Source organism: Pseudomonas sessilinigenes (assembly GCF_003850565.1).
In the GTDB taxonomy this organism is placed as follows: domain Bacteria; phylum Pseudomonadota; class Gammaproteobacteria; order Pseudomonadales; family Pseudomonadaceae; genus Aquipseudomonas; species Aquipseudomonas sessilinigenes.
The window spans coordinates 2650349-2670113 of sequence record NZ_CP027706.1 but is presented as its reverse complement, the minus strand read 5'-3'; the positions used below and the strand labels follow the sequence as shown (position 1 = coordinate 2670113).

Sequence of the window (19765 nt, the reverse complement as noted above, 5' to 3'; positions counted from 1 at the left end):
AAACGGCGGCAAGGCTATCCTGCCGCCATTTGCGCCACCTGCCGGTGGCGTCTTCCAGGGATGGTTCCATGAAATTCAGCACCGGCCTGCTGTTCTGCGCCGCATTGGGCCTAGCCTCGGCCAGCCACGGCGAACAAATCGTCAACGACATCACCCTGCTCAATCCCATCGTGGTCGACCAGGTGGCGCAGCCCACTCGCCTGGAGCAGATCGTCCAGCTGGTGGCCGGCCACCCCGGGCCCATCGCCATCGGCGGCGGCCGCTACAGCATGGGCGGGCAGACTGCCACCGAGCACGCGCTGCAGATCGACATGCGGCGCTTCGACCAGGTCCTGGCGTTCTCCCGCGATCGCAAGGAAATCACGGTCCAGGCCGGTATCACCTGGCGCGCCCTGCAAACCTTCATCGACCCTTACGATCTGTCCGTGAGCATCATGCAGAGCTACGCCAACTTCACCGTCGGCGGCGCCCTGAGCGTCAACGCCCATGGCCGCTACATCGGCTACGGGCCACTGGTGGGCTCGGTGAAGTCGATCAAGCTGGTGCTGGCCGACGGCCAGGTGATCGAGGCCAGCCCGCAAAATAATGCCGAGCTGTTCTACGGCGCCATCGGCGGCTACGGCGGCCTGGGAGTGATAGCCGAAGCCACCTTGCAGCTGAGCGACAACGTGCGCCTGCTGCGGACCTTCGAAGAAATGCCCCTGGAGCGCTACAACGACTATTTCTTCCAGCACATCGCCAATGATCCCAAGGTGATCCTGCACAACGCCGTGCTCTACCCCAACCAGTACCAGCACCTGCGCGCGGTGTCCTACAGCCAGACCGAGCTGCCGGTGACGGTGGAGGAACGCCTCACGCCCCTGGACCGCAACTACTGGAAGGAACGCCGGGCCATGAAGGTGGTGAGCCAATGGCCCATGGGCAAGTCGATCCGCGAAGAGGTGATCGACCCGCTGGTGTTCAAGCGCCAGCAGGTGGTCTGGCGCAACTACGAGGCCAGCCTCGACGTGCGTGAGCTGGAACCGGCATCCCGGGCCAGGCGCACCTACGTGTTGCAGGAGTACTTCGTGCCCCCTGGGCAGTTGCAAGGCTTCGTCGAGGACATGGGCGAGACCCTGCGCAAGCACAAGGTCAATGTGATCAACCTGTCCATCCGCCACGCCAAGGCCGATCCCGGCACGCTGCTGGCCTGGGCCCGGACCGACGTGTTCGCCCTGGTGTTGTACTACCAGCAAGACACCCGCCCGGCCGCCCGCGATGAGGTGCGCCAGTGGACCCGGTCCCTGGTGGACAGCGCCATCCGCCACGGCGGCAGCTACTACCTGCCCTACCAGATCCTGGCCACGCCTGAGCAGTTCCACGCGGCCTATCCCCGGGCCAACGAGTTCTTCGCCCTCAAGGCGCGGGTCGATCCGCACAACAAGTTCCGCAACAAGCTGTGGGATGCCTACGCCCCGCAGCGCCCGGGCCCAAAACCCTCGGAACGCTAGCGGGCGATGGACTTCTGCGAGGCCAGGACCTTGCGCTGTTGCAGGTAGATCACCGCATCGCCATCAAAAGCCAGCACCTTGTCGGCGGTCAGCGGGCCGCCGTCGCCGTCTTCGTAGCGCACCCAGCCTTCATCCCACAGATCGCCGCTGGCATGACGCACCTGGACGAAGAACAGCGGCGGCTCGGCGCGGGTGATCTCGACGAAGTAACCGCCATCGGCGGCGCCCTGCCATTGGGCCCCGGGGTGGTTGGCCAGGGGCAGGGGCGGCGTCCGGGCGAACTCCATCTTGGCCAGCACCAGGCCAAGCAGCACCAGCGCCAGCACACCGATCGACATCAACAAACGTTGCAACCAGATCAATCCCGGATCTCCAATAGCGTCCATGGCCCTCGTGGGCTCGGGCAAGGGGCGCATTCTGTTGAACAGGCCCGGTCCACGCAAGCAAAACCACCGCTCAGCTTGCCAGCCGGCCCCGGCTGCGGCAGCCTTGGCGCCACTCATCTCCCGGCCCGTGGAAACCCTGCCCATGCGTATCACCCTGACCGCCCTGCACCCTGAAATGCCCGATGGCCCGTGGGTCGGTTTCAGTTGCGCCGTGGGCAACGGACGCGGCCAGTGGTCGGGGCCGCTTCCGCCCCTGGCCAGCGAGCACGAGGTGGAGCTCGCCCTGGAGGATGGCTTCCAGTGGGACCACAACCTGCACGCAAGTCCCAGCAGCGCCCCCCGCATGGACTGGAGCGCCGATGGCTTGCGGATCAACGCGCAGTTGTTGCAGGTGGACAGCGATGGCGGCGCAGCACTTTCTATCGGCGGGTCCATCGTCCTGCTGTCGTTGCAGGGCGCATCGCAAGACGGCCCGCAATGGGTCGAGCTGCAGGCCCGCAGGGTGGCGTTATACCCGGTGGTTCTCTGACTGGGGCACGCAATAAGGCGACCCTCGATGAGGGTGGAGCGCTGATGAATAAGAGGGGGTGGAACGATGTGCGCAGGGCGCGGATCAGGAGGAGGTGTTCGCCCAGTGCTCTGGCCTTGGCAATCCTTGCACCGGTAAAGAGCCCTTGCACCGGGCGAACGGTTCGCATTCTAGTGCAACTGCCAGGGAAAGTCCGAGGACTGATTCTGAATAAAACTGGATTGATGAATTATCTGTATTTCAAGTAGGAAATTTCACACACCCAGGCCACTCCTGGCACTGGTTTAGCCACTGGCGCGGGCCACTGCCTAACCGTTCGCCCTTAATGCTCCAGGCACTCATCGGCCACCGGATACTTGACCACGACTCGATTGCGATACAGGCACTCCTGCTGCACCAGCTCGGAATCCTGGCCCTTGGTGCGGATGTCGCGCCAGATCTGGTTCTCGCGAAACACCCGACCACCCTCGCGAACGAAACGGTGCTCCCGCTGATAGACGTGGTAGCGGTAGCTGCGTGGTTGCTCGCACAACAGCTCGCCCTCGAGCTGGTGCGCGCCGACGTGCAGCTTGAGCTGGAAGGCGTGCGGCCCGGGGTTGTGCAGCACCAGGTCGATGTAGTTGTAGAAGATCGCCGCGCCGGAACCGAAAGGCAGCACCCGGCCCTCGTCGGGAAACGGGTCGAAGCTGTGGTTCGCCCGCTCCACCACTTGCAATGGCGAGTGGATCGCCATCCAGTGGATCAGGTTGCTCAGCTGGCAGATGCCCCCGCCGATACCGCTGCGCGCCTCGCCGAACGACAGCTCCATGCCCTCGACGAACCCCCGCGCGCGACTGGGCCGGCCCACCAGCTGGCAGAAGGAAAAATACTCCCCCGGGCCGATGCGCACCCCATCGATGCAAGCCACCGCCAGCCTGAGATTAATCACCTTGTTGTGCTGCAGGGCCAGGTCGCTGTCGCCCAGGGTGCGGATCAGCTTGGAGGTGTGCTTGATGTAGCGATGGGGCAAGCGCGGGCTGTCGGCTACGGGGCGCGCATAACGCCGGCCGGAAAAACGCCAGGCCAGGCTGCGCGCCAGGCGCTTCTGGCGCACGCGCAGCCAGTACAACAACGGATGGTACGAAGACAACGGCTTCATCGATGGGTATGGGCCAGCCCAGGGCCAGCTTCGTCCTTGAAAAAAAGAGCGGCATCTTAGCCGCAAGTCCGCCGCCCCACTAGCCAGGAGTCCGGCCTCTAGGCGCCGCCCTGCCCCAGCAATTGGCTCAAGGCAGCACGCAGCTTGCCTGGCTTCACCGGTTTGTTGAGCAGCGGCGCGCCCAATTGCTGCAAGGCCCGCCGGCACTGATCACTGCGGTCGGCGGTGATGATCACCGCCGGCAACGGCTGGCCGAAGTGCTCGCGCAACTGGCGCACCACCTCGCACCCGGTGATGCCGTGATCCAGGTGGAAGTCCGCCAGGATCAGCTCCGGCGCCTGGCCCTGCAGCGCCTCCAGGGCCGCCGCCTGGTCAGTGGCGGTGACGACCCGGCACCCCCACTGCCCCAGCAATGCGGCCATGCTGTCCAGGATGCTCAGCTCATTGTCCAGCACCAGCAGCCGGCGCCCGGGCAGCGGGTTGCCGGTGCTCGGCTGCGGCGCTTGCTGGCCGATGGGCAGCGGCATACGAGCGGCCAGGGGCACCTCGATGCTGAACCGCGAACCACGGCCCGGACGCGAATGCACCTGCACCCGGTAGCCGAGGATACGGGCGATACGCTCGACGATCGCCAGCCCCAAGCCGACCCCCTTGCGATCGGCGGCGCGGCCCACGTCCAGCTGGTTGAACTCGAGGAAGATCGACTCCAGGCGATCGGCGGCAATCCCGCGCCCGGTGTCCCAGATCTCCAGCCGCAGGTGCTCGCCCCGGCGCCGCGCCGCCAGCAGGATGCTGCCGCGCTCGGTGTAGCGACAGGCATTGCTCAACAGGTTGCGCAGGATTCGCGTCAGCAACCGCAGGTCGGTGAACAGCGCGTAGTCCCCCAGGCGCACCCGCAACTCCAGGCCAGCGGCCTCAGCGACCGACTGGAACTCGGACACCAGTGGCGCGAGGATTTCATCCAGGCGATAAGTCGCCGGATCGGGCTTGACCGCCGCCTGGTCCAGGCGGGAGATATCCAGCAGGTCGGTGAGCAGGTCCTCGGCGCCCTCCAGGGCCTGGTGGGTGCGCTCCACCAACAGTTGCTCGGCACTGGGCAACTGGCGCTCGCGCAGGGTGGAGATCAGCAGGCGCGCGGCATTCAAGGGTTGCAGCAGGTCGTGGCTGGCGGCGGCCAGGTACTTGTCCTTGCTGCGGTTGGCAGCCTCGGCGGCATCCCGCGCCTCCCGCGCTTCCCGTTCGCTGCGCTCGCGCCGCAGGATCTGCTGTTGCAGCTCGCGGTTGGCGTCCAGCAGTTCATCGGTGCGCGCGGTCACCCGTTGTTCCAGCTGGTCATTGAGTTGCTCCAGGCGTTGCTGGGCCAGCTTGCGCTCGGTGATATCGGCAACGAAACCCTCCACCAGCCCGGCTTCATCGGGCTTGAGCAGCAGGTTCATCAGCACGTCGATACTGCTACCGTCCTTGCGCCGCAGTTGAGTCTCGTAGCCCAGCAAGCTGCGCTCGCGTTGCAACTGCTCGCCGATGGCCTCCAGCTCCTGGGCGCCGCCGACGAACAAGTTGCCGGCCAGGTCGGCCAGCGAGAACAGCACTTCCTGGGGGTCCTGGTAACCCAGCATGCGGGCCAGGGCCGGGTTGGCGGCGCGCATGCCGGCCTGCAGGCTGGCCTGGAAGATCCCGTGCACGGCGTGCTCGAACAGCCACTTGTAGCGGTTGCGCTCGGTTTCCAGGTCTTCCAGGCGTGCGGCCAGCTCCGGGTAGTGACTCTTGCGCGCCGAGTGATTGCCCAGGCCCAGCAGCCCGGCCAGGGCCCGTTGCTGCTCGTCAGAGGGCCTCGCCATAGACCACCTCGACATCGCGCTGGCTCGACTCCCGGGGATTGGTGAGGATGCACGGGTCGTCCATCGCATGGCGCGACAGGAACGGAATATCGCTGCTGCTGACCCCATGCAGGCCCAGGGTTTCGTGGAAGCCGATGGCCTGCTTGAGCGCGATCAGGTGGTCCACCAGGCGCCGGCAGATCTGCTGTTGGTTGAGGCCGCGACAGTCGATGCCGAAGGTCTCGGCGATCACCTTGAAACGCTCCGGTGCCGAGCTGTAGTTGAACGCCACCACGTGCTCCACCAGCACCGCATTGCACAGCCCGTGAGGCAGGTCGAGGAAGCCGCCGAGGCTGTGGGACATGGCATGCACCGCGCCGAGGATCGCATTGGAAAACGCCAGTCCGGCCTGCATGCTGCCGAGCATGATCTTCTCGCGCAGGGCGATGTCCTGCGGGTTGGCGATCATCTGCACCAGGTTGCCGTTGATCAGGCGCATGGCCTCCAGGGCATGGGGGTCGGTGAGCGGGCCGTGGCCGGTGGAGACGAACGCCTCGATGGCATGCACCAGGGCGTCGATGCCGGTGCAGGCGGACAGGAACGGGTCCATGCCCTGGGTGGTTTGCGGATCGATCAGCGACACATCGGGGACCACCGCCTTGCTGACGATGGAGAACTTCATCCGTTCCTGCTGGTTGGAAATGATGACGAACTGCGAGACATCCGCCGAGGTCCCGGCGGTGGTGGGAATCATGATCAGTGGCGGGCTGGGCATGCGGAGCATGTCCACCCCCTCGAACTCCAGGATGCTGCGCCCATGGGCCACCACGATACCGATGCCCTTGCCGCAATCCATCGGGCTGCCGCCACCGACGGCGACGATCACGTCGCAGGCGTTTTCCCGGTAGACCTCGGCGCCCTGCATCACCTCCTCCACCCGCGGGTTGGGCGACACCGCGCTGTACAGGCAGTGCTCCACGCCCTGGGCCTGGAGGCTGGCCAGGACATCGGCGACCCAGCCGGCGGCGATCACCCCGGGGTCGCTGACCACCAGGACCTTGCGCGCACCGAAGGTCTTCGCATAGTTGCCGACGTTATGCCGGCAACCGGCGCCAAAGATGATTTCCGGAGAGACGAACTTGCGCAGCAGACTGAGATTCTGGCCCATGGCAAAAGCCTGTTTTCTTATTGTTCTGGAAAGAACGCCAGCCTAAAGCATCGCCGGGCGAATGCAATCCGACCATGGTGCCCCTCGCCTCGTGTGGCCGCCGCAGACTGCGCTCGGCCCGGCACGGGTCGCCCGATCAGGTGGTGCGATCGGCCTGATGCACCGCGCCGCCTGGTTTGCGGGCGCTGCGCACCCGGTCGCAGCCTCGCAGGCCCGGCAGCGACTACAGGTGCAGGTCCATGCCGTCGTGGGCCACTTCGATGCCACGGCGCAGCAATTGGGCATGCTCGGCGGAGTCTTCGTCGAGGATCGGGTTGGTGTTGTTGATGTGGATCAGCACCTTGCGCGCCCTTGGGAACGCCTCCAGCACCTCGAGCATGCCGCCGGGGCCGCTTTGCGCCAGGTGGCCCATCTCGCTGCCGAGCTTGTCGCCGACCCCGCACTGGCGCATCTCGTCATCGCGCCACAGGGTGCCGTCCACCAGCAGGCAGTCGGCGCGGCCCATCCACTCCAGCAGGGCCTGGTCCACCTGGCCCAGGCCCGGGGCGTAGAACAGGCTGGCGCCGCTGCGCCGGTCCTCGACGAACAGGCCGATGTTGTCCCCCGGATGGGGGTTGCCGCGATGGGGCGAATACGGCGGCGCACTGCTGCGCAGGACAATGGCCCGCAGCAGCAGGTCCGGGCAGGCCGGTACGCTGAAGGTGCGGCCATCGAGGTGGATCGGCTGCCAGGCCAGGCCGCCGTTCCAGTGGCTGAGCATGTTGAACAGCGGGAAACCGCTGCACAGGTCCTGGTGCACCATCTCGGTACACCAGACCTGATGCGGGCAGCCCTCGCGCAGGCTGAGCAGGCCAGTGCAATGGTCGATCTGGCTGTCCAGCAGGATCACCCCGGCCAGCGCCGAGTCCCGCAGTTGCCGTGCCGGTTGCAAGGGAGGAAAAGACGCCAGTTGCACGCGGATGTCCGGCGAGGCGTTGCACAGGATCCAGTCCACGCCGTTGTCGCTCAGGGCGATGGACGATTGCGTGCGCGGCCGGGCCCGCAGGCTGGCATTGCGCACACCGGCGCAGTTGCGGCAGTTGCAGTTCCACTGCGGAAAACCGCCGCCCGCTGCGGAACCGAGGATGCGGATATGCATGGAGTGCTCCGAAGACAGAAGACTCCGGTCGCCACCCGTAGCGACCGGAGCGGAACGGCTCAGCGATTGGCGAAGTACAGGGTCACTTCGAAGCCGATGCGCAGGTCGGTGTAGGCGGGTTTATGCCACATGGGGTCGATCCTCTTGTCGTGCCGGGGGATTCCGGTAACCGCATTAATGCACGGTGTTCGGCAGGTCCGAATGCTACTTTGGCACCGGTTGGCGGATGCCTTGGTAGGGGTAGGGGCAGCTACAAGTTACAAGCTACAAGCGGCAAGATAGGAGCGACAAAGACACGCATGGGTCGCTTGAAGCTTGCCGCTTGCCGCTGCCTAGAAGAAGCCCAACGGATTGATGTCGTAGCTCACCAGCAGGTTCTTGGTCTGCTGGTAGTGGTCGAGCATCATCTTGTGGGTCTCGCGGCCCACGCCGGACTTTTTGTAGCCACCGAACGCAGCGTGCGCCGGGTACAGGTGGTAGCAGTTGGTCCACACGCGACCGGCCTTGATCGCCCGGCCCATGCGGTAGGCGCGGTTGATGTCGCGGGTCCAGACCCCAGCCCCGAGGCCGAACTCGCTGTCGTTGGCGATCGCCAGGGCCTCGGCCTCGTCCTGGAAGGTGGTCACCCCTACCACCGGGCCGAAGATCTCTTCCTGGAACACGCGCATCTGGTTATGCCCCCTGAGCAGGGTCGGCTGGATGTAGTAGCCGCTGGCAAGGTCGCCCGCCAGGGGTTCGATGGCGCCGCCGGTCAACAGTTGGGCGCCCTCCTCCTGGGCGATCTGCAGGTAGGAGAGGATCTTCTCGTACTGCTGCCGGGACGCCTGGGCACCGACCATGGTTTCGGTGTCCAGCGGGTTGCCGCGTTTGATCTGCTTGATCTTCTTCAACACCTCGGCCATGAACGGCTCGTAGATCGACTCCTGCACCAGGGCCCGGGATGGGCAAGTGCAGACTTCGCCCTGGTTGAAGAACGCCAGCACCAGGCCCTCGGCGGCCTTCTCGATGAACTTGGGCTCGGCCTGCATGATGTCTTCGAAGAAGATGTTCGGCGACTTGCCGCCCAGCTCCACGGTGGACGGGATGATGTTCTGGGCAGCGCATTTCATGATGTGCGAGCCCACCGGGGTCGAGCCGGTGAAGGCGATCTTGGCGATGCGCTGGCTAGTGGCCAGGGCCTCGCCGGCCTCGCGACCAAAACCCTGGACGATGTTCAGCACGCCGGCCGGCAGCAGGTCGGCCACCAGCTCGGCGAAGATCATGATCGACAGCGGCGTCTGCTCGGCCGGCTTGAGCAGCACGCAGTTGCCGGCGGCCAGGGCCGGGGCCAGCTTCCAGGCGGCCATCAGCAGCGGGAAGTTCCATGGGATGATCTGCCCCACCACGCCCAACGGTTCATGGAAGTGGTAGGCAGTGGTCAGTTCGTTGATCTCCGCGGCGCCGCCTTCCTGGGCACGGATGCAACCGGCGAAATAACGGAAATGGTCGGCGGCCAGGGGCACGTCGGCGTTTAGGGTCTCGCGCACCGCCTTGCCGTTGTCCCAGGTCTCGCTGACCGCCAGCAGCTCCAGGTTCTGCTCGATGCGATCGGCGATCTTCAGCAGGATCAGCGAGCGTTCCTGGACGCTGGTCTTGCCCCAGGCCTCAGCCGCGGCATGGGCGGCGTCCAAAGCCTTGTCGATGTCTTCGGCCGTGGAACGGGGGAACTCGGCGATCACCTGGCCATTGACCGGCGAAGTGTTGGTGAAGTACTGGCCGGCCACCGGCGGCACGAACTGGCCACCGATGAAATTGCCGTAGCGCGGCTTGAAGGACACGATGGCGCCTGGGGTTCCGGGTTGTGCGTAGATCATGCTGGGCCTCTGCGGGTCGATGCCTGTCCCACGACAGGCGATGGCTCGATGGTAGAGAGCCCCAGGGCAGCGACGAATGCATCGTTGGCAGGGGGACTCTCGTCATTTGGTCGTAGGCTGAATACCCCCTCGCCTGCCCCACACCCTGTAGCCGCTCTGCGAGGCTGCGCAAAGGCCTGCAGGGCCTTGCCTGGCAAGCGACCGCCACCTGCAGCGCCCTCAGGACCGTCGCGCCCGCTGCGCAGCCATTCGCAGCCTGCGGCAGCGGCTAAAGAGGTCATGGGGATGGAGATTCACCGGGCTGGGTTCAAGGCTGGTCGATCCGCTGCATCTGCTTGCGCTCGTAGCTCGGGTACAGGTGGCTGACACTGCGGATCAGTTCATAGCGGGTCAGGCTGATGGCGGCAAAACGCGCGGGGATCGGCGCGCGGATCAGTTCGGCCATGTCGTCGCCACGAGCAGCGCCGTCGCTCAGCAGCTGGTGCAGCCAGCCCAGGTAGTCGCGCATCTGGGCAAAGGGGACAGCGCTGCTGGCCACCGGGCCGTGGCCGGGCACCACCAGCCGCCAGGGCAAGGCTTGCAGGCGGTCCAGGTCCTTGAGCCAGACCGGAAGCCCCGGGCTGTTGGGGGTGGTCAGGGCGCGCTGGTAGAACACCAGGTCGCCGGCGAACAACACCCCGGTGCGCTCGTCGAAAATCGCCAGGTCGGCGCCGGTATGGCCGGCCAGGGCCAGCAACCGCAGGCGGTGTCCGCCGATCTCCAGCACTCCGGGTTCCAGGGTCCGGTTGGGCAGCACCACCTCGGTGCCGCGCATCCAGTCGCCCACCAGCCGGTAGAGGTTCTCGGCCATGGCGTCACCCTGCTGGCGCAGCAGTTCGGTGGTGCCGGCCAGGGCACCGATGGGCACATCGGCAAAGGCCTGGTTGCCCAGCACATGGTCCGGGTGATGGTGGGTCAGCAGCACCTGGATCACCGGCTTGCCGGTGGTGCCGGCAATCGCCTCGCGCAGGGCCTGGCCATAGCGTTTCGACGGCCCGGTGTCGATCACCAGCACCCCGGCCTCGGTAACGATGAACCCGGTGTTGACGATGTTGCCGCCGTTGTCCCGGGAGAAATTCTCGGTGCCGCCTTCCAGTAGCCAGGTGTCCTCGGCGATCTGCCGGGGCTCGAGGCGGTAGTCCAGCTCGGCCCGGGCCGGCAGGCTCAGGCTCAGGCTCAGGCACACCAGTAGTATCCAGCGCATGCTTGGCTCCTGGGCTCAGGGAATGGCCGCTTCGAACTGATTGCCGTTGTTGTCCCGCAGTAGCAGGCGGGTCTGCCCGGTGGCCTGGAGGTCGAACCCCAGGCTGGGGTTTTCGCTGACCGCCGGGTACAGCTCCAGGTGCGCCAGCACGCGATGGTCGGCGTCCAGCAGTTGCGCCTGGTTGAGGAAGAATTCGGGAATGCCGTTGAGCAGGCCGTTGTCCATCGGGTGCGACACCTGCAGGCGCAAGCGGCTGGCGCCGCCCCGGGGATAGCGCGCGCCCAGCACCTGGCCGACGTGCTCTTCCCAGCCGGGCTGGCTGCGCACCACGCTGGGGGCGGTACAGCCGCCGCCCGCGGCATCGATCAGGGCCGAGCCGACGTGCCACAGGCCATCGCGGGTCAGCACCGCGGCGCGCAGGGGCGTGGCCTGCTCGATGCGGATACGGATCGACAACCAGGGCTGCACCCCGGCGCCGGGGGCGAAATCGACGATCCGCGGCAGTGGGTTGAGCTCGGCCCAGGCGAGGATCTTCACCACTTCGCCGGCCAAGGCCCGGGCGTCGATTTCCAACGGCACCTGGCGCGCATCCTCGGCGAACGGCGGCGCCAGCAGCTTGACCCGTTCATCGAAGACGAAGGGCGCGTCCGCCAGGATCTGCCGATGGTAGTAGGCCCACATCACCGACGGCACCGGGTCCGGGCCGGGCTCGATGGGGGCCGCGAAGACCAGTGGCGAACTCAGCAGCAGGCCGCCCAGGTACAGCACCCAGAGGCGCATGGCCGTCATTCCTCGACGTGCACGCTGTCCAGGTAAGTGCGCACCGCCCACAAGGCCTCCTGGCTCAGGTAGTCGGCCATCTTCGGCATGTACACCCGGCCATCGCGCACCGCGCCATGGCGCACCCGCTCGACGAACCACTCATCCCCGGCCTCGCCGACATCCAGCATGCGCAGGTCCGGGGCAATGCCACCGGACTTGGCTTCCAGGCCATGGCAGGCGGCGCAGTTCTGGTTGTAGGCCGAGGCGCCAATTTCCACCGCCTTGTCCCGCTCGGGACTGGCCCGGTAAGGGTTGACCGCGGCCCAGCCGTCGCCGTCCAGGGTCACGCCAGCGTCCTTGACCGGGGTCAGGCCCTTGGTCTCCACCGCCTGGGGCACTACGTTGCCGTGGGCCCATGCACCGCTGTTCAACAGGCCGGCCAGCAGCCCGGCGGCCAGCCAGGCGTTGTGTTTTCTTATCATTGTCATGCCCTCAAGATTGCACGCTAGGCCTCTGGACAGAGGCCGTGGCGCCATCTTAGAAACAGCCTCCGGGGCAGCCGTATGCTGCTTTGGTGGCCGGGCCTTACTCCCTTGGTAGTAGGGCTTGTGGTGCGGTTCTAAATCAGGTGCCGACTGGGAATTTTTCCCGGCAAGCGCGGGACTTTTTCCGTATCTCCAGGCCACGCCCCGGCACACCCTAGTCAGGCCAAAACCTCCACTGGGAACTGCCACCATGAGAATAAGAACGCTACCCACCCTTACCCCGCTGACCCTGGCCATGCAGGCCTGTCTGCTCGCTGGCAGCCTGTCCCTGAGCGCCGGCGCCAGTGCCGCCACCCCAGCCGCACCGAGCACCCGCAACGTTACCTGGGAAGACATCGCCAACGACCACCTGACCACCAAGGACGTGCTGCAGTACGGCATGGGCACCAACGCCCAGCGCTGGAGCCCGCTGGCCCAGGTCAACGACCAGAACGTGTTCAAGCTGACACCGGCCTGGTCCTACTCCTTCGGCGACGAGAAGCAGCGCGGCCAGGAATCCCAGGCCATCGTCAGCGACGGCGTGGTCTACGTCACCGGCTCCTACTCCCGGGTGTTCGCCCTCGACGCCAAGACCGGCAAGCGCCTGTGGACCTACAACCACCGCCTGCCGGACAACATTCGCCCGTGCTGCGACGTGGTCAACCGTGGCGCTGCGATCTACGGCGACAAGATCTATTTCGGCACCCTCGACGCCCGGGTCATCGCCCTGGACAAGAACACCGGCAAGGTGGTGTGGAACAAGAAGTTCGGCGACCACAGCGCCGGCTACACCATGACCGGCGCCCCGGTGCTGATCAAGGACAAGACCAGCGGCAAGGTGCTGCTGATCCACGGCAGCTCCGGCGATGAGTTCGGTGTGGTCGGCCAGCTGTTCGCCCGCGACCCGGACACCGGTGAAGAGGTGTGGATGCGGCCCTTCGTCGAAGGCCACATGGGCCGCCTGAACGGCAAGGACAGCACCCCCACCGGCGACGTCAAGGCACCGTCATGGCCTGATGACAAGACCACCGAGACCGGCAAGGTCGAGGCCTGGAGCCATGGCGGCGGCGCCCCTTGGCAGAGCGCCAGCTTTGACCCTGAGACCAACACCATCATCGTCGGCGCCGGCAACCCCGGCCCCTGGAACACCTGGGCGCGCACCGCCAAGGACGGCAACCCCCACGACTTCGACAGTCTCTATACCTCGGGCCAGGTCGGCGTCGATCCAAGCACCGGCGAGGTCAAGTGGTTCTACCAGCACACCCCCAACGATGCCTGGGACTTCTCCGGCAACAACGAGCTGGTGCTGTTCGACTACAAGGGCAAGGACGGCAAGGTGGTCAAGGCCACCGGCCACGCCGACCGCAACGGTTTCTTCTACGTGGTCGACCGCAACAACGGCAAATTGCAGAACGCCTTCCCCTTCGTCGACAACATCACCTGGGCCAGCCATATCGACCTGAAGACCGGGCGTCCGGTGGAGAACGAAGGCCAGCGTCCGGCCAAGCCGCTGCCCGGTGAAACCAAGGGCAAGCCGGTGGAAGTCTCGCCGCCGTTCCTGGGGGGCAAGAACTGGAACCCCATGGCCTACAGCCAGGACACCGGGCTGTTCTACATCCCCGGCAACCAGTGGAAGGAGGAGTACTGGACCGAAGAGGTGAACTACAAGAAGGGCTCGGCCTACCTGGGGATGGGTTTCCGTATCAAGCGCATGTACGACGACCACGTCGGCACCCTGCGCGCCATGGACCCCACCACCGGCAAGCTGGTCTGGGAACACAAGGAACACCTGCCGCTGTGGGCCGGGGTATTGGCCACCAAGGGCAACCTGGTGTTCACCGGCACCGGCGATGGCTTCTTCAAGGCCTTCGACGCCAAGACCGGCAAGGAGCTGTGGAAATTCCAGACCGGCAGCGGCATCGTCTCCCCGCCCATCACCTGGGAGCAGGATGGCGAGCAGTACATTGGCGTGACCGTGGGCTACGGCGGCGCCGTGCCACTGTGGGGCGGCGACATGGCCGAGCTGACCAAGCCGGTGGCCCAGGGCGGCTCGTTCTGGGTGTTCAAGATCCCCAGCTGGGACAGCAAGACCGCCCAGCGCTGATCGACCTGTGGCGAGGGGGCTTGCTCCCTCGCCACACCCGCCGTCACTGCTTCCGGAGAACCGCCCCATGAACTACCTGCCCCTTGCCCTGCTGCTGACCCTCTCCCCCGCCTTCGCAATGAACGTCGACGACGAGGGCAACGACGTCCCGCTGACCATCAAAGGCTGCCTGATTGCCGAATCCAGCCAGTGCCCCGGGGCCAACCTGCGGGGCGCCAACCTGGCCAACCAGGACCTGCGCAAGATGAACCTGGCCGGCGCCGATCTGCGCGATGCAGACCTGCGCCACGCCCAACTGGACCTGGCCAACCTGGAAAAAGCCCGCTTGCAAGGCGCCAACCTGACCCGCGCCAGCCTGCAGCAGAGCAACCTGCGGTTGGCGGACCTGAGCGGCGCCACCCTGGTGGCCATCCAGGGCTGGGGCCTGTTCGCCCAGGGCGCACAGCTCGCCAACGCCAACCTCAGCGCCGCCTACCTGCAATTTGCCCGGCTGTCCGGGGCCAAGCTGCACCAGGCCAACCTGCAAGCGGCGGACCTGGAAATGACCTGGCTGAGCAAGGCCGACCTGCAAGGCGCCGACCTGCGCGATGCCAACCTGCAGGAAGCCAAGTTCGGCGAAAGCAACCTGGAACGCGCCGACCTGCGCGGAGCGCGCCAGCATTATGGGAATTTCCAGGATGCCAATATGGAGGGGTGCCAGGGGTGTCCGGGGACGTGGGATAAGTAAGGGGACGGGTGCATATCCGTTGCTGCGGGTGTGGAGGCTGGTGGTTTCGCCCTTACGGCGAGTCACTTTGAAAAGCCCAAAGTAACCAAAGGCTCCTGCCCCTCCACTCGGTGCCTCGCCTAGGCTCGGCATGCCCTCTCTCCGGCATTGATCCGTGGGCCGCCGCCACCGGCCGTCCCTGGCCGGATGGCGGCTAATCCGGCGTCCTGCCGGGTTACCCACGGCTCAATGCCTGCGTTCGGCCATCGTGTCTAAGGGGGCAGGAAGATCAAAAGCAAAATCTGACGGCGGCCTGTCGGCCGGCCTTGTTTTTGTCCTGTTGCCCCTCTTTCACTGCCCTCTCCACGATGAATGAGGCTACATGGAACCGGCCTGCGCACCTTTGCTTTGGCTTTTGATCTTGATCTTGATCTGCCTGCCCCTTCAGGAGGCCGAACGCAGGCGTTGCGTAGGGGGCAGCTCGGCATGGATGCCGAGCTAGCCGCCATCAGGCCATGGATGGCCTGTGGCGGCGGGCCCTCCGGAGCAATGCCGGAGCGAGGGCACCCCGAGCCTAGGCGAGGGGCCGTATGGAGGGGCAAGACTTTTGGGTTCCTTTTGTGGCGTTTGACAAAAGGGACTCGCCGTAAGGGCGAAACCCTAAGTTGGCCATGACCGCAGCAACGGATATGTACCCCGCCCCCAACATCCCTCACCACTACCGGAAAACACCTTCAGCCAACCACTCAGAAAAATCCCGCATACCCTGCAAAACGCGCCATACGTCGATGTAGTCATCGCGTTCAACGTAGAACACCAGATAGGGGTAGCGCTTCAACGGCCAGCAAGGTACCCCGGCAGATCCAGCTCGTGGGCGTAGCGAGACATACCCGAGGCCGGAAGGCGGCCGATATGAACATAGGCCTTTTCTAAAGCATCGATAGAACCGAGCGCAGCCTGCTCGACCTGTTGGTCAAGGTAGTAGTTGATAGCGCCTTCCACGTCCTGACTGGCAAAGGCACGTGGAATGACCGGCTTGGCTTTCATCCTCGCGTCTTGTGCACCCTGGCACGCAGGGATTCGAAATAGTCACCCTCCACAGCAGTGCCCGGAGCCGATTGAGCACCGGCCAACAACAGGCCACGCAGGTATTGCCGATCCTGATCCTTGCGAGTCAGCTCACGCACATATTCACTGCTGGTGCTGTAGCCGCGCTGGCTGACTTGATCATCGACAAAGGACTTGAGAGCGTCCGGCAGGGAGATGTTCATGGTGCTCATGGCTTTGTCCGCTTTTGACAAAATTTGCCAAAATATACACCCCTCACCCCGCCACCCTGACCACCCCCATATCAATCCCCAAATGCACCAACTCCCCATGAGAACTGACCTGCAACTTGCTCTTGAGCAGAGTCAGGTGGTTGGACACGGTCTTGGCGCTGATGCACAACTGCTCGGCGATCAGCCGCGCCGGGGTGCCCCGGGCCAGCATCACGAAGATCTCCAGCTCGCGCTGGGTCATGCTCTGCAAGCGCGGGTCGCTGGCGTTCGCCTGGGGGGTGCAGGCCAGTTGGGTGGCCAAGGGTTGCTCGATGTACGCATGCCCGGCCAGCACCCGGTGCACCGCCTCGATCAGCACCTGGGGCGCCGAGTTCTTGGTCAGGTAACCCGAGGCTCCTGCCTCCAGGGCCTGGCGTACCAGGGGCAGTTCGTCGTGCATGCTGAAGAACAGCACCCGCAACTGTGGCAAACGCTGGCGCAAGCGCCGAGTCGTCTCCAAACCGCTGATACCCGGCAAGGCAAAATCCATGATCACCAGTTGCGGCACGTCTTCCAGGACCCGGGCCAGGGCTTCTTCACCATTGGCGGCTTCACGCACCTGCATGGTCGGCAACACCGCTTGCAACAGGCTGGCGTAACCCTGACGGACCACCGCGTGGTCATCCACCAACAAGATATTCATCAGGCCTCCAGGGGCATGTCCAGGACCAGCGCCCAACCGGCGCCGGGGCAGTTGATGATGCGCAGTTCTCCGCCCAGGCTGCGCGCCCTTTCGGCCATGGAGTGCAGGCCGACGCCCGTACGCCGGGCCTGGGGTGCGCCGCGACCGTTATCGCGGATCAGCAGGCGCAGCCCTGGGCCGCTTCGTTGCAGGCGCACCCGCACCTGACTGGCGCCGGCGTGCCGGGCGACGTTGGTCAGGGCTTCCTGCAACAGGCGATAGAGGTGGGTGTTGCTCGCCCTCGGCAAGGCCGGCAGGCGCTCGCCAACCCGCAGTCGGCATTCAATCCCCTGGCGCGCTTGCCACTGTTGCACCAGCAACCCCAGGGCTTCGGCCAGGGGCAGATGGCCCAGCACCACCGGGTACAGGTCCTGGACCATGGCACGAAAGCCCTGTTGCAGGTGCTCGCAGTTGAGCTCCAGGGATTGGGCAGTGCTGGCCACCCGCGCCGGCTGGTCCACCACCAGGCGCAGCAGGCAGGCCTGGGCGCGAATGCCGGCCAGGTACTGGCCGAGGTCGTCGTGCAAGGTCTGCGCCAGGTGATTGCGCTCTTGCTCCTGCACCGCCAGCAGGGACTGGGTCAGTTGCTGGTTGTCGCAATGGGCCTGCTCCAGGGCGCTGGCCATGCGGTTGAAATGTTCAGCCAGTTGCCGGGTTTCCGGCAGCGCGCTGCTGCGCAGGCGCACAACCATCTGGCCGTCGGACACCTGGCCCAGAGCATGCAGTACTTCATCGAGCCAGGCCCGGCCACGGCGCACCGCCCAGCCGATGCTCAGCAAGCTGAGCAGCAGCGCCAGCGCGCATAGGCCAAACCATTGCTGCAAGGCCTGGCGCACTTCCCCCAGTTCGGCGGCGGCATTCACCGCGATCAGCACGCGCCGGCCATCATTGAGTTGAAGTAACCGAGTACTGGGTGAGCTGTCACCCAGCAACAGGCGCTCCAGCCAGCCATCGGCAGCAATGGTACTGAGCGGCGTCAAGTCTTCATCCGGAGCCAGCCAGTGCACTCGCACATGCCGCAGGCTGCGGGTCAGTTCTGGTTGCAGACTGGCTGGCTGCCGTTCGGCGCTATCCCCCAGGTACTGCACCAGGGCCTCGGCGGATTGCACTTCGCGTTCCACATCGTCCGCCGCCTGGCGCAGCAACAGCCCGGCGCCGGCCAGGGTCAGCAGCGCAAAACAGGCCGTGACCCACAGGTTGATCCGCCACAGGGCCGACATGCCTAGCGCCCCAGCGCCGCCGGCTGGCTCGCCGCCGGGGCCGGCCGTGAGCCGTGCAGGCGATCGACGCCGATCAGGCTGAGGATCAGCAGCAACGGCAAGAGCAGCACTTTCAGGATGCGCATGGGAAGGTCCTCCGGGTGGCCATGACCGCTGCAGCCCATGCTAAGGCCAGCGCAAGAGTGCCGGCCTACTACCTTGGTACCGCTGCCCCGCTACTTTCTGCATAGCCGGCGAACACTCGCGTCAGGCAGCCGCCGCAAAGCCCCCATCCCCCCTTTGCAAACACCCTCTTGGCGGCATGGTTTTCTACGACTTTGGTACTGCTTTTAGTGTCGATGGTCGCATTCCCAAGTGCCCGGCCCTGGCATGTAATGGGCCCATAACAACAAGGATAAAAGCCTTATGCCTCGTGCCCTGCAAACCCTGGCCACGCTGTGCCTGAGCCTGGCGCTGGGCAGCGCCCAGGCCGCCGACCCGCTGTTTTCCGCCGAGGGTTATCGCACCGGTCTCTATCGCAGCCCGACCCCGCTGCACATCGAGGCGGCGCAGATCGTCGACACCCAGGCCTTGCAAGGCCTGCTGCAAGCGCGCCCGGCACCGCTGCTGATCGATGTCTATCGCCGGCAATGGCTGCAAGGCCGCTTCATCGACAGCGAACCCCACGCCAACCTGCCCGGCAGCCATTGGCTGGCCAATACCGGCGACGGCGAGCTGACGCCCCAGTGGCAGGACTACTTCAACCAGCATTTGCAGCGCCTGAGCCTGGGCGATCGCCAGCGAGCGCTGGTGTTCTATTGCCGCGCCGATTGCTGGCTGAGCTGGAACGCGGTAAAACGCGCCGCAGCCCTGGGCTATAAAAATATCTACTGGTACCGCGATGGCCTGGATGCCTGGGAAGCCGTCGGGTTGCCCCTGGTGGCCGCCCAGCCCGAACCCCTGCCCTGACCCTGCCTGGCTCGAGTGCCCCCATAACCACAATAACGAGGTGAAAGGCCGTGTACAGAATCCTGATAGCCGATGATCACCCACTGTTTCGCGAAGCCATCCACAACGTCATCAGCGACGGTTTCCCCGGCAGCGAGGTGATGGAGACCGCCGACCTGGACAGCGCCCTGGCCCTGACCCAGGACCACGACGACCTGGACCTGATCCTGCTGGACCTGAACATGCCCGGCATGCACGGCCTCAATGGCCTGATCACCCTGCGCAACGAAGCACCGACCATCCCGGTGGTGATCGTCTCCGCCGAGCAGGACAAGCAGATCGTGCTGCAGGCCATCACCTACGGCGCCGTGGGTTTCATCACCAAGTCCTCGCCGCGCTCGCAGATGACCGAAGCCATCGAGCAGATCCTCAATGGCAACGTGTACCTGCCGCCGGACATCATCCGCACCCAGAAGAGCTCGCCAGGGCGGCGCAGCAGCGAAGCCCCGAGCTTCCCGCCGGAGCTGTTGCAGGCCCTGACCCGCAAGCAACTGCTGGTGCTGGAGCGCATGACCAAGGGCGAATCCAACAAACAGATCGCCTACACCCTGGACATCGCCGAGACCACGGTGAAGGCCCATGTCTCGGCGATCCTGCGCAAGCTCAACGTGCACAACCGGGTACAAGCAATCCTCAGCGCCGGCGACATCGATTTCGGCGCCTACCTGCGCCGCTAGCGGCAAGCGGCAAGCGGCAAGC

20 protein-coding genes and 1 pseudogene are annotated in these 19765 nt (G+C 65.4%); 6 read left to right on the top strand and 15 right to left on the bottom strand.

Annotation, left to right across the window (positions count from 1 at the left end):
• Window positions 1–68: 68 nt before the first annotated feature.
• On the top strand, window positions 69–1490 hold the full coding sequence (locus C4K39_RS12555; RefSeq protein ID WP_124346544.1) for an FAD-binding oxidoreductase: 1422 nt from the start codon (window positions 69–71) through the stop codon (window positions 1488–1490).
• Here the strand turns inward: C4K39_RS12555 and C4K39_RS12550 are convergent.
• Complete coding sequence (locus C4K39_RS12550) at window positions 1487–1876, bottom strand: hypothetical protein (protein ID WP_225926574.1); 390 nt, start codon at window positions 1874–1876, stop codon at window positions 1487–1489. The two genes, C4K39_RS12555 and C4K39_RS12550, sit on opposite strands and share 4 nt — an antisense overlap.
• Window positions 1877–2018: 142 nt before the next feature.
• Here C4K39_RS12550 and C4K39_RS12545 point away from each other — a divergent pair, with 142 nt between their 5' ends.
• Window positions 2019–2405: a hypothetical protein gene (locus C4K39_RS12545; RefSeq protein ID WP_124346543.1), complete on the top strand. Its 387-nt coding sequence runs from the start codon at window positions 2019–2021 to the stop codon at window positions 2403–2405.
• 322 nt (window positions 2406–2727) lie between these two features.
• Here C4K39_RS12545 and C4K39_RS12540 read toward each other — a convergent pair whose 3' ends face one another.
• The 9 genes from C4K39_RS12540 to pedF form a co-directional block, all read right to left on the bottom strand.
• Window positions 2728–3543 carry a VanW family protein gene (locus C4K39_RS12540; protein WP_124346542.1) on the bottom strand — a complete coding sequence of 272 codons (816 nt, stop codon included), beginning with the start codon at window positions 3541–3543 and terminating at the stop codon, window positions 2728–2730.
• A 98-nt stretch (window positions 3544–3641) separates the two neighbouring features.
• Window positions 3642–5381, bottom strand: coding sequence for a PAS domain-containing hybrid sensor histidine kinase/response regulator (locus tag C4K39_RS12535; protein ID WP_124346541.1), 1740 nt, complete (start codon window positions 5379–5381; stop codon window positions 3642–3644).
• Entirely contained in the window at window positions 5365–6528 is a 1164-nt protein-coding gene (gene ercA, locus C4K39_RS12530) for an alcohol dehydrogenase-like regulatory protein ErcA (RefSeq protein WP_085596434.1), read from the bottom strand. The genes C4K39_RS12535 and ercA overlap by 17 nt, the downstream gene beginning before the upstream one ends.
• A gap of 223 nt (window positions 6529–6751) precedes the next feature.
• Window positions 6752–7666 (bottom strand): pyrroloquinoline quinone biosynthesis protein PqqB, encoded by a 915-nt coding sequence (pqqB, locus tag C4K39_RS12525; RefSeq protein WP_022643639.1) that lies wholly within the window; start codon window positions 7664–7666, stop codon window positions 6752–6754.
• Window positions 7667–7725: 59 nt separating this feature from the next.
• Window positions 7726–7797: a pyrroloquinoline quinone precursor peptide PqqA gene (gene pqqA, locus C4K39_RS12520; RefSeq protein WP_083236097.1), complete on the bottom strand. Its 72-nt coding sequence runs from the start codon at window positions 7795–7797 to the stop codon at window positions 7726–7728.
• Window positions 7798–7998: 201 nt separating this feature from the next.
• The gene (gene exaC / locus C4K39_RS12515; RefSeq protein ID WP_124346540.1) at window positions 7999–9519 is read right to left on the bottom strand and encodes an acetaldehyde dehydrogenase ExaC; all 1521 of its coding nucleotides are present in this window, start codon (window positions 9517–9519) and stop codon (window positions 7999–8001) included.
• 307 nt (window positions 9520–9826) lie between these two features.
• Complete coding sequence (locus C4K39_RS12510) at window positions 9827–10762, bottom strand: quinoprotein relay system zinc metallohydrolase 1 (protein WP_124346539.1); 936 nt, start codon at window positions 10760–10762, stop codon at window positions 9827–9829.
• Window positions 10763–10777: 15 nt separating this feature from the next.
• Window positions 10778–11542 (bottom strand): quinoprotein dehydrogenase-associated SoxYZ-like carrier, encoded by a 765-nt coding sequence (locus tag C4K39_RS12505; protein WP_124346538.1) that lies wholly within the window; start codon window positions 11540–11542, stop codon window positions 10778–10780.
• Between the two features lie 5 nt (window positions 11543–11547).
• Window positions 11548–12006 carry a cytochrome c-550 PedF gene (pedF, locus tag C4K39_RS12500; RefSeq protein ID WP_124346537.1) on the bottom strand — a complete coding sequence of 153 codons (459 nt, stop codon included), beginning with the start codon at window positions 12004–12006 and terminating at the stop codon, window positions 11548–11550.
• A gap of 253 nt (window positions 12007–12259) precedes the next feature.
• Here pedF and exaA point away from each other — a divergent pair, with 253 nt between their 5' ends.
• On the top strand, window positions 12260–14152 hold the full coding sequence (exaA, locus tag C4K39_RS12495) for a quinoprotein ethanol dehydrogenase (RefSeq protein WP_124346536.1): 1893 nt from the start codon (window positions 12260–12262) through the stop codon (window positions 14150–14152).
• Between the two features lie 67 nt (window positions 14153–14219).
• Entirely contained in the window at window positions 14220–14879 is a 660-nt protein-coding gene (locus tag C4K39_RS12490) for a pentapeptide repeat-containing protein (protein WP_124346535.1), read from the top strand.
• A gap of 697 nt (window positions 14880–15576) precedes the next feature.
• Here the strand turns inward: C4K39_RS12490 and C4K39_RS31515 are convergent.
• The 5 genes and pseudogenes from C4K39_RS31515 to C4K39_RS31965 all read right to left on the bottom strand — a co-directional run bounded on the left by C4K39_RS31515 (window position 15577) and on the right by C4K39_RS31965 (window position 18204).
• Window positions 15577–15905: pseudogene (locus C4K39_RS31515) on the bottom strand (type II toxin-antitoxin system RelE/ParE family toxin).
• Entirely contained in the window at window positions 15902–16138 is a 237-nt protein-coding gene (locus C4K39_RS12470; protein ID WP_068584366.1) for a ribbon-helix-helix domain-containing protein, read from the bottom strand. Before C4K39_RS12470 ends, C4K39_RS31515 begins: the two are co-directional and overlap by 4 nt.
• A 43-nt stretch (window positions 16139–16181) precedes the next feature.
• Complete coding sequence (locus C4K39_RS12465) at window positions 16182–16820, bottom strand: response regulator (protein WP_058434445.1); 639 nt, start codon at window positions 16818–16820, stop codon at window positions 16182–16184.
• Window positions 16820–18079 (bottom strand): sensor histidine kinase, encoded by a 1260-nt coding sequence (locus tag C4K39_RS12460; protein ID WP_124346533.1) that lies wholly within the window; start codon window positions 18077–18079, stop codon window positions 16820–16822. Before C4K39_RS12460 ends, C4K39_RS12465 begins: the two co-directional genes overlap by 1 nt.
• Before the next feature lie 2 nt (window positions 18080–18081).
• Window positions 18082–18204 carry a hypothetical protein gene (locus C4K39_RS31965; RefSeq protein WP_263986923.1) on the bottom strand — a complete coding sequence of 41 codons (123 nt, stop codon included), beginning with the start codon at window positions 18202–18204 and terminating at the stop codon, window positions 18082–18084.
• Between the two features lie 280 nt (window positions 18205–18484).
• On the opposite strand from C4K39_RS31965, the gene C4K39_RS12455 reads away from it, so the two are divergent.
• Both C4K39_RS12455 and C4K39_RS12450 read left to right on the top strand, forming a co-directional pair.
• Window positions 18485–19027: a PQQ-dependent catabolism-associated CXXCW motif protein gene (locus C4K39_RS12455; RefSeq protein WP_124346532.1), complete on the top strand. Its 543-nt coding sequence runs from the start codon at window positions 18485–18487 to the stop codon at window positions 19025–19027.
• Between the two features lie 50 nt (window positions 19028–19077).
• Window positions 19078–19743, top strand: a complete 666-nt coding sequence (locus C4K39_RS12450; protein WP_022643626.1) for a response regulator transcription factor — start codon at window positions 19078–19080, stop codon at window positions 19741–19743.
• Window positions 19744–19765 lie beyond the last annotated feature (22 nt).

Coding starts and splice junctions, on each gene's coding strand:
- C4K39_RS12465 (WP_058434445.1), bottom strand. CDS start 16,820: ATGAATATCTTGTTGGTGGATGACCACGCGGTGGTCCGTCAGGGTTAC.
- pedF (WP_124346537.1), bottom strand. CDS start 12,006: ATGATAAGAAAACACAACGCCTGGCTGGCCGCCGGGCTGCTGGCCGGC.
- exaC (WP_124346540.1), bottom strand. CDS start 9,519: ATGATCTACGCACAACCCGGAACCCCAGGCGCCATCGTGTCCTTCAAG.
- ercA (WP_085596434.1), bottom strand. CDS start 6,528: ATGGGCCAGAATCTCAGTCTGCTGCGCAAGTTCGTCTCTCCGGAAATC.
- C4K39_RS12555 (WP_124346544.1), top strand. CDS start 69: ATGAAATTCAGCACCGGCCTGCTGTTCTGCGCCGCATTGGGCCTAGCC.
- C4K39_RS12490 (WP_124346535.1), top strand. CDS start 14,220: ATGAACTACCTGCCCCTTGCCCTGCTGCTGACCCTCTCCCCCGCCTTC.
- C4K39_RS12470 (WP_068584366.1), bottom strand. CDS start 16,138: ATGAGCACCATGAACATCTCCCTGCCGGACGCTCTCAAGTCCTTTGTC.
- C4K39_RS12540 (WP_124346542.1), bottom strand. CDS start 3,543: ATGAAGCCGTTGTCTTCGTACCATCCGTTGTTGTACTGGCTGCGCGTG.
- C4K39_RS12545 (WP_124346543.1), top strand. CDS start 2,019: ATGCGTATCACCCTGACCGCCCTGCACCCTGAAATGCCCGATGGCCCG.
- C4K39_RS31965 (WP_263986923.1), bottom strand. CDS start 18,204: ATGCGCATCCTGAAAGTGCTGCTCTTGCCGTTGCTGCTGATCCTCAGC.
- exaA (WP_124346536.1), top strand. CDS start 12,260: ATGAGAATAAGAACGCTACCCACCCTTACCCCGCTGACCCTGGCCATG.
- C4K39_RS12460 (WP_124346533.1), bottom strand. CDS start 18,079: ATGTCGGCCCTGTGGCGGATCAACCTGTGGGTCACGGCCTGTTTTGCG.
- C4K39_RS12455 (WP_124346532.1), top strand. CDS start 18,485: ATGCCTCGTGCCCTGCAAACCCTGGCCACGCTGTGCCTGAGCCTGGCG.
- C4K39_RS12535 (WP_124346541.1), bottom strand. CDS start 5,381: ATGGCGAGGCCCTCTGACGAGCAGCAACGGGCCCTGGCCGGGCTGCTG.
- C4K39_RS12510 (WP_124346539.1), bottom strand. CDS start 10,762: ATGCGCTGGATACTACTGGTGTGCCTGAGCCTGAGCCTGAGCCTGCCG.
- C4K39_RS12550 (WP_225926574.1), bottom strand. CDS start 1,876: ATGGACGCTATTGGAGATCCGGGATTGATCTGGTTGCAACGTTTGTTG.
- pqqB (WP_022643639.1), bottom strand. CDS start 7,666: ATGCATATCCGCATCCTCGGTTCCGCAGCGGGCGGCGGTTTTCCGCAG.
- C4K39_RS12505 (WP_124346538.1), bottom strand. CDS start 11,542: ATGCGCCTCTGGGTGCTGTACCTGGGCGGCCTGCTGCTGAGTTCGCCA.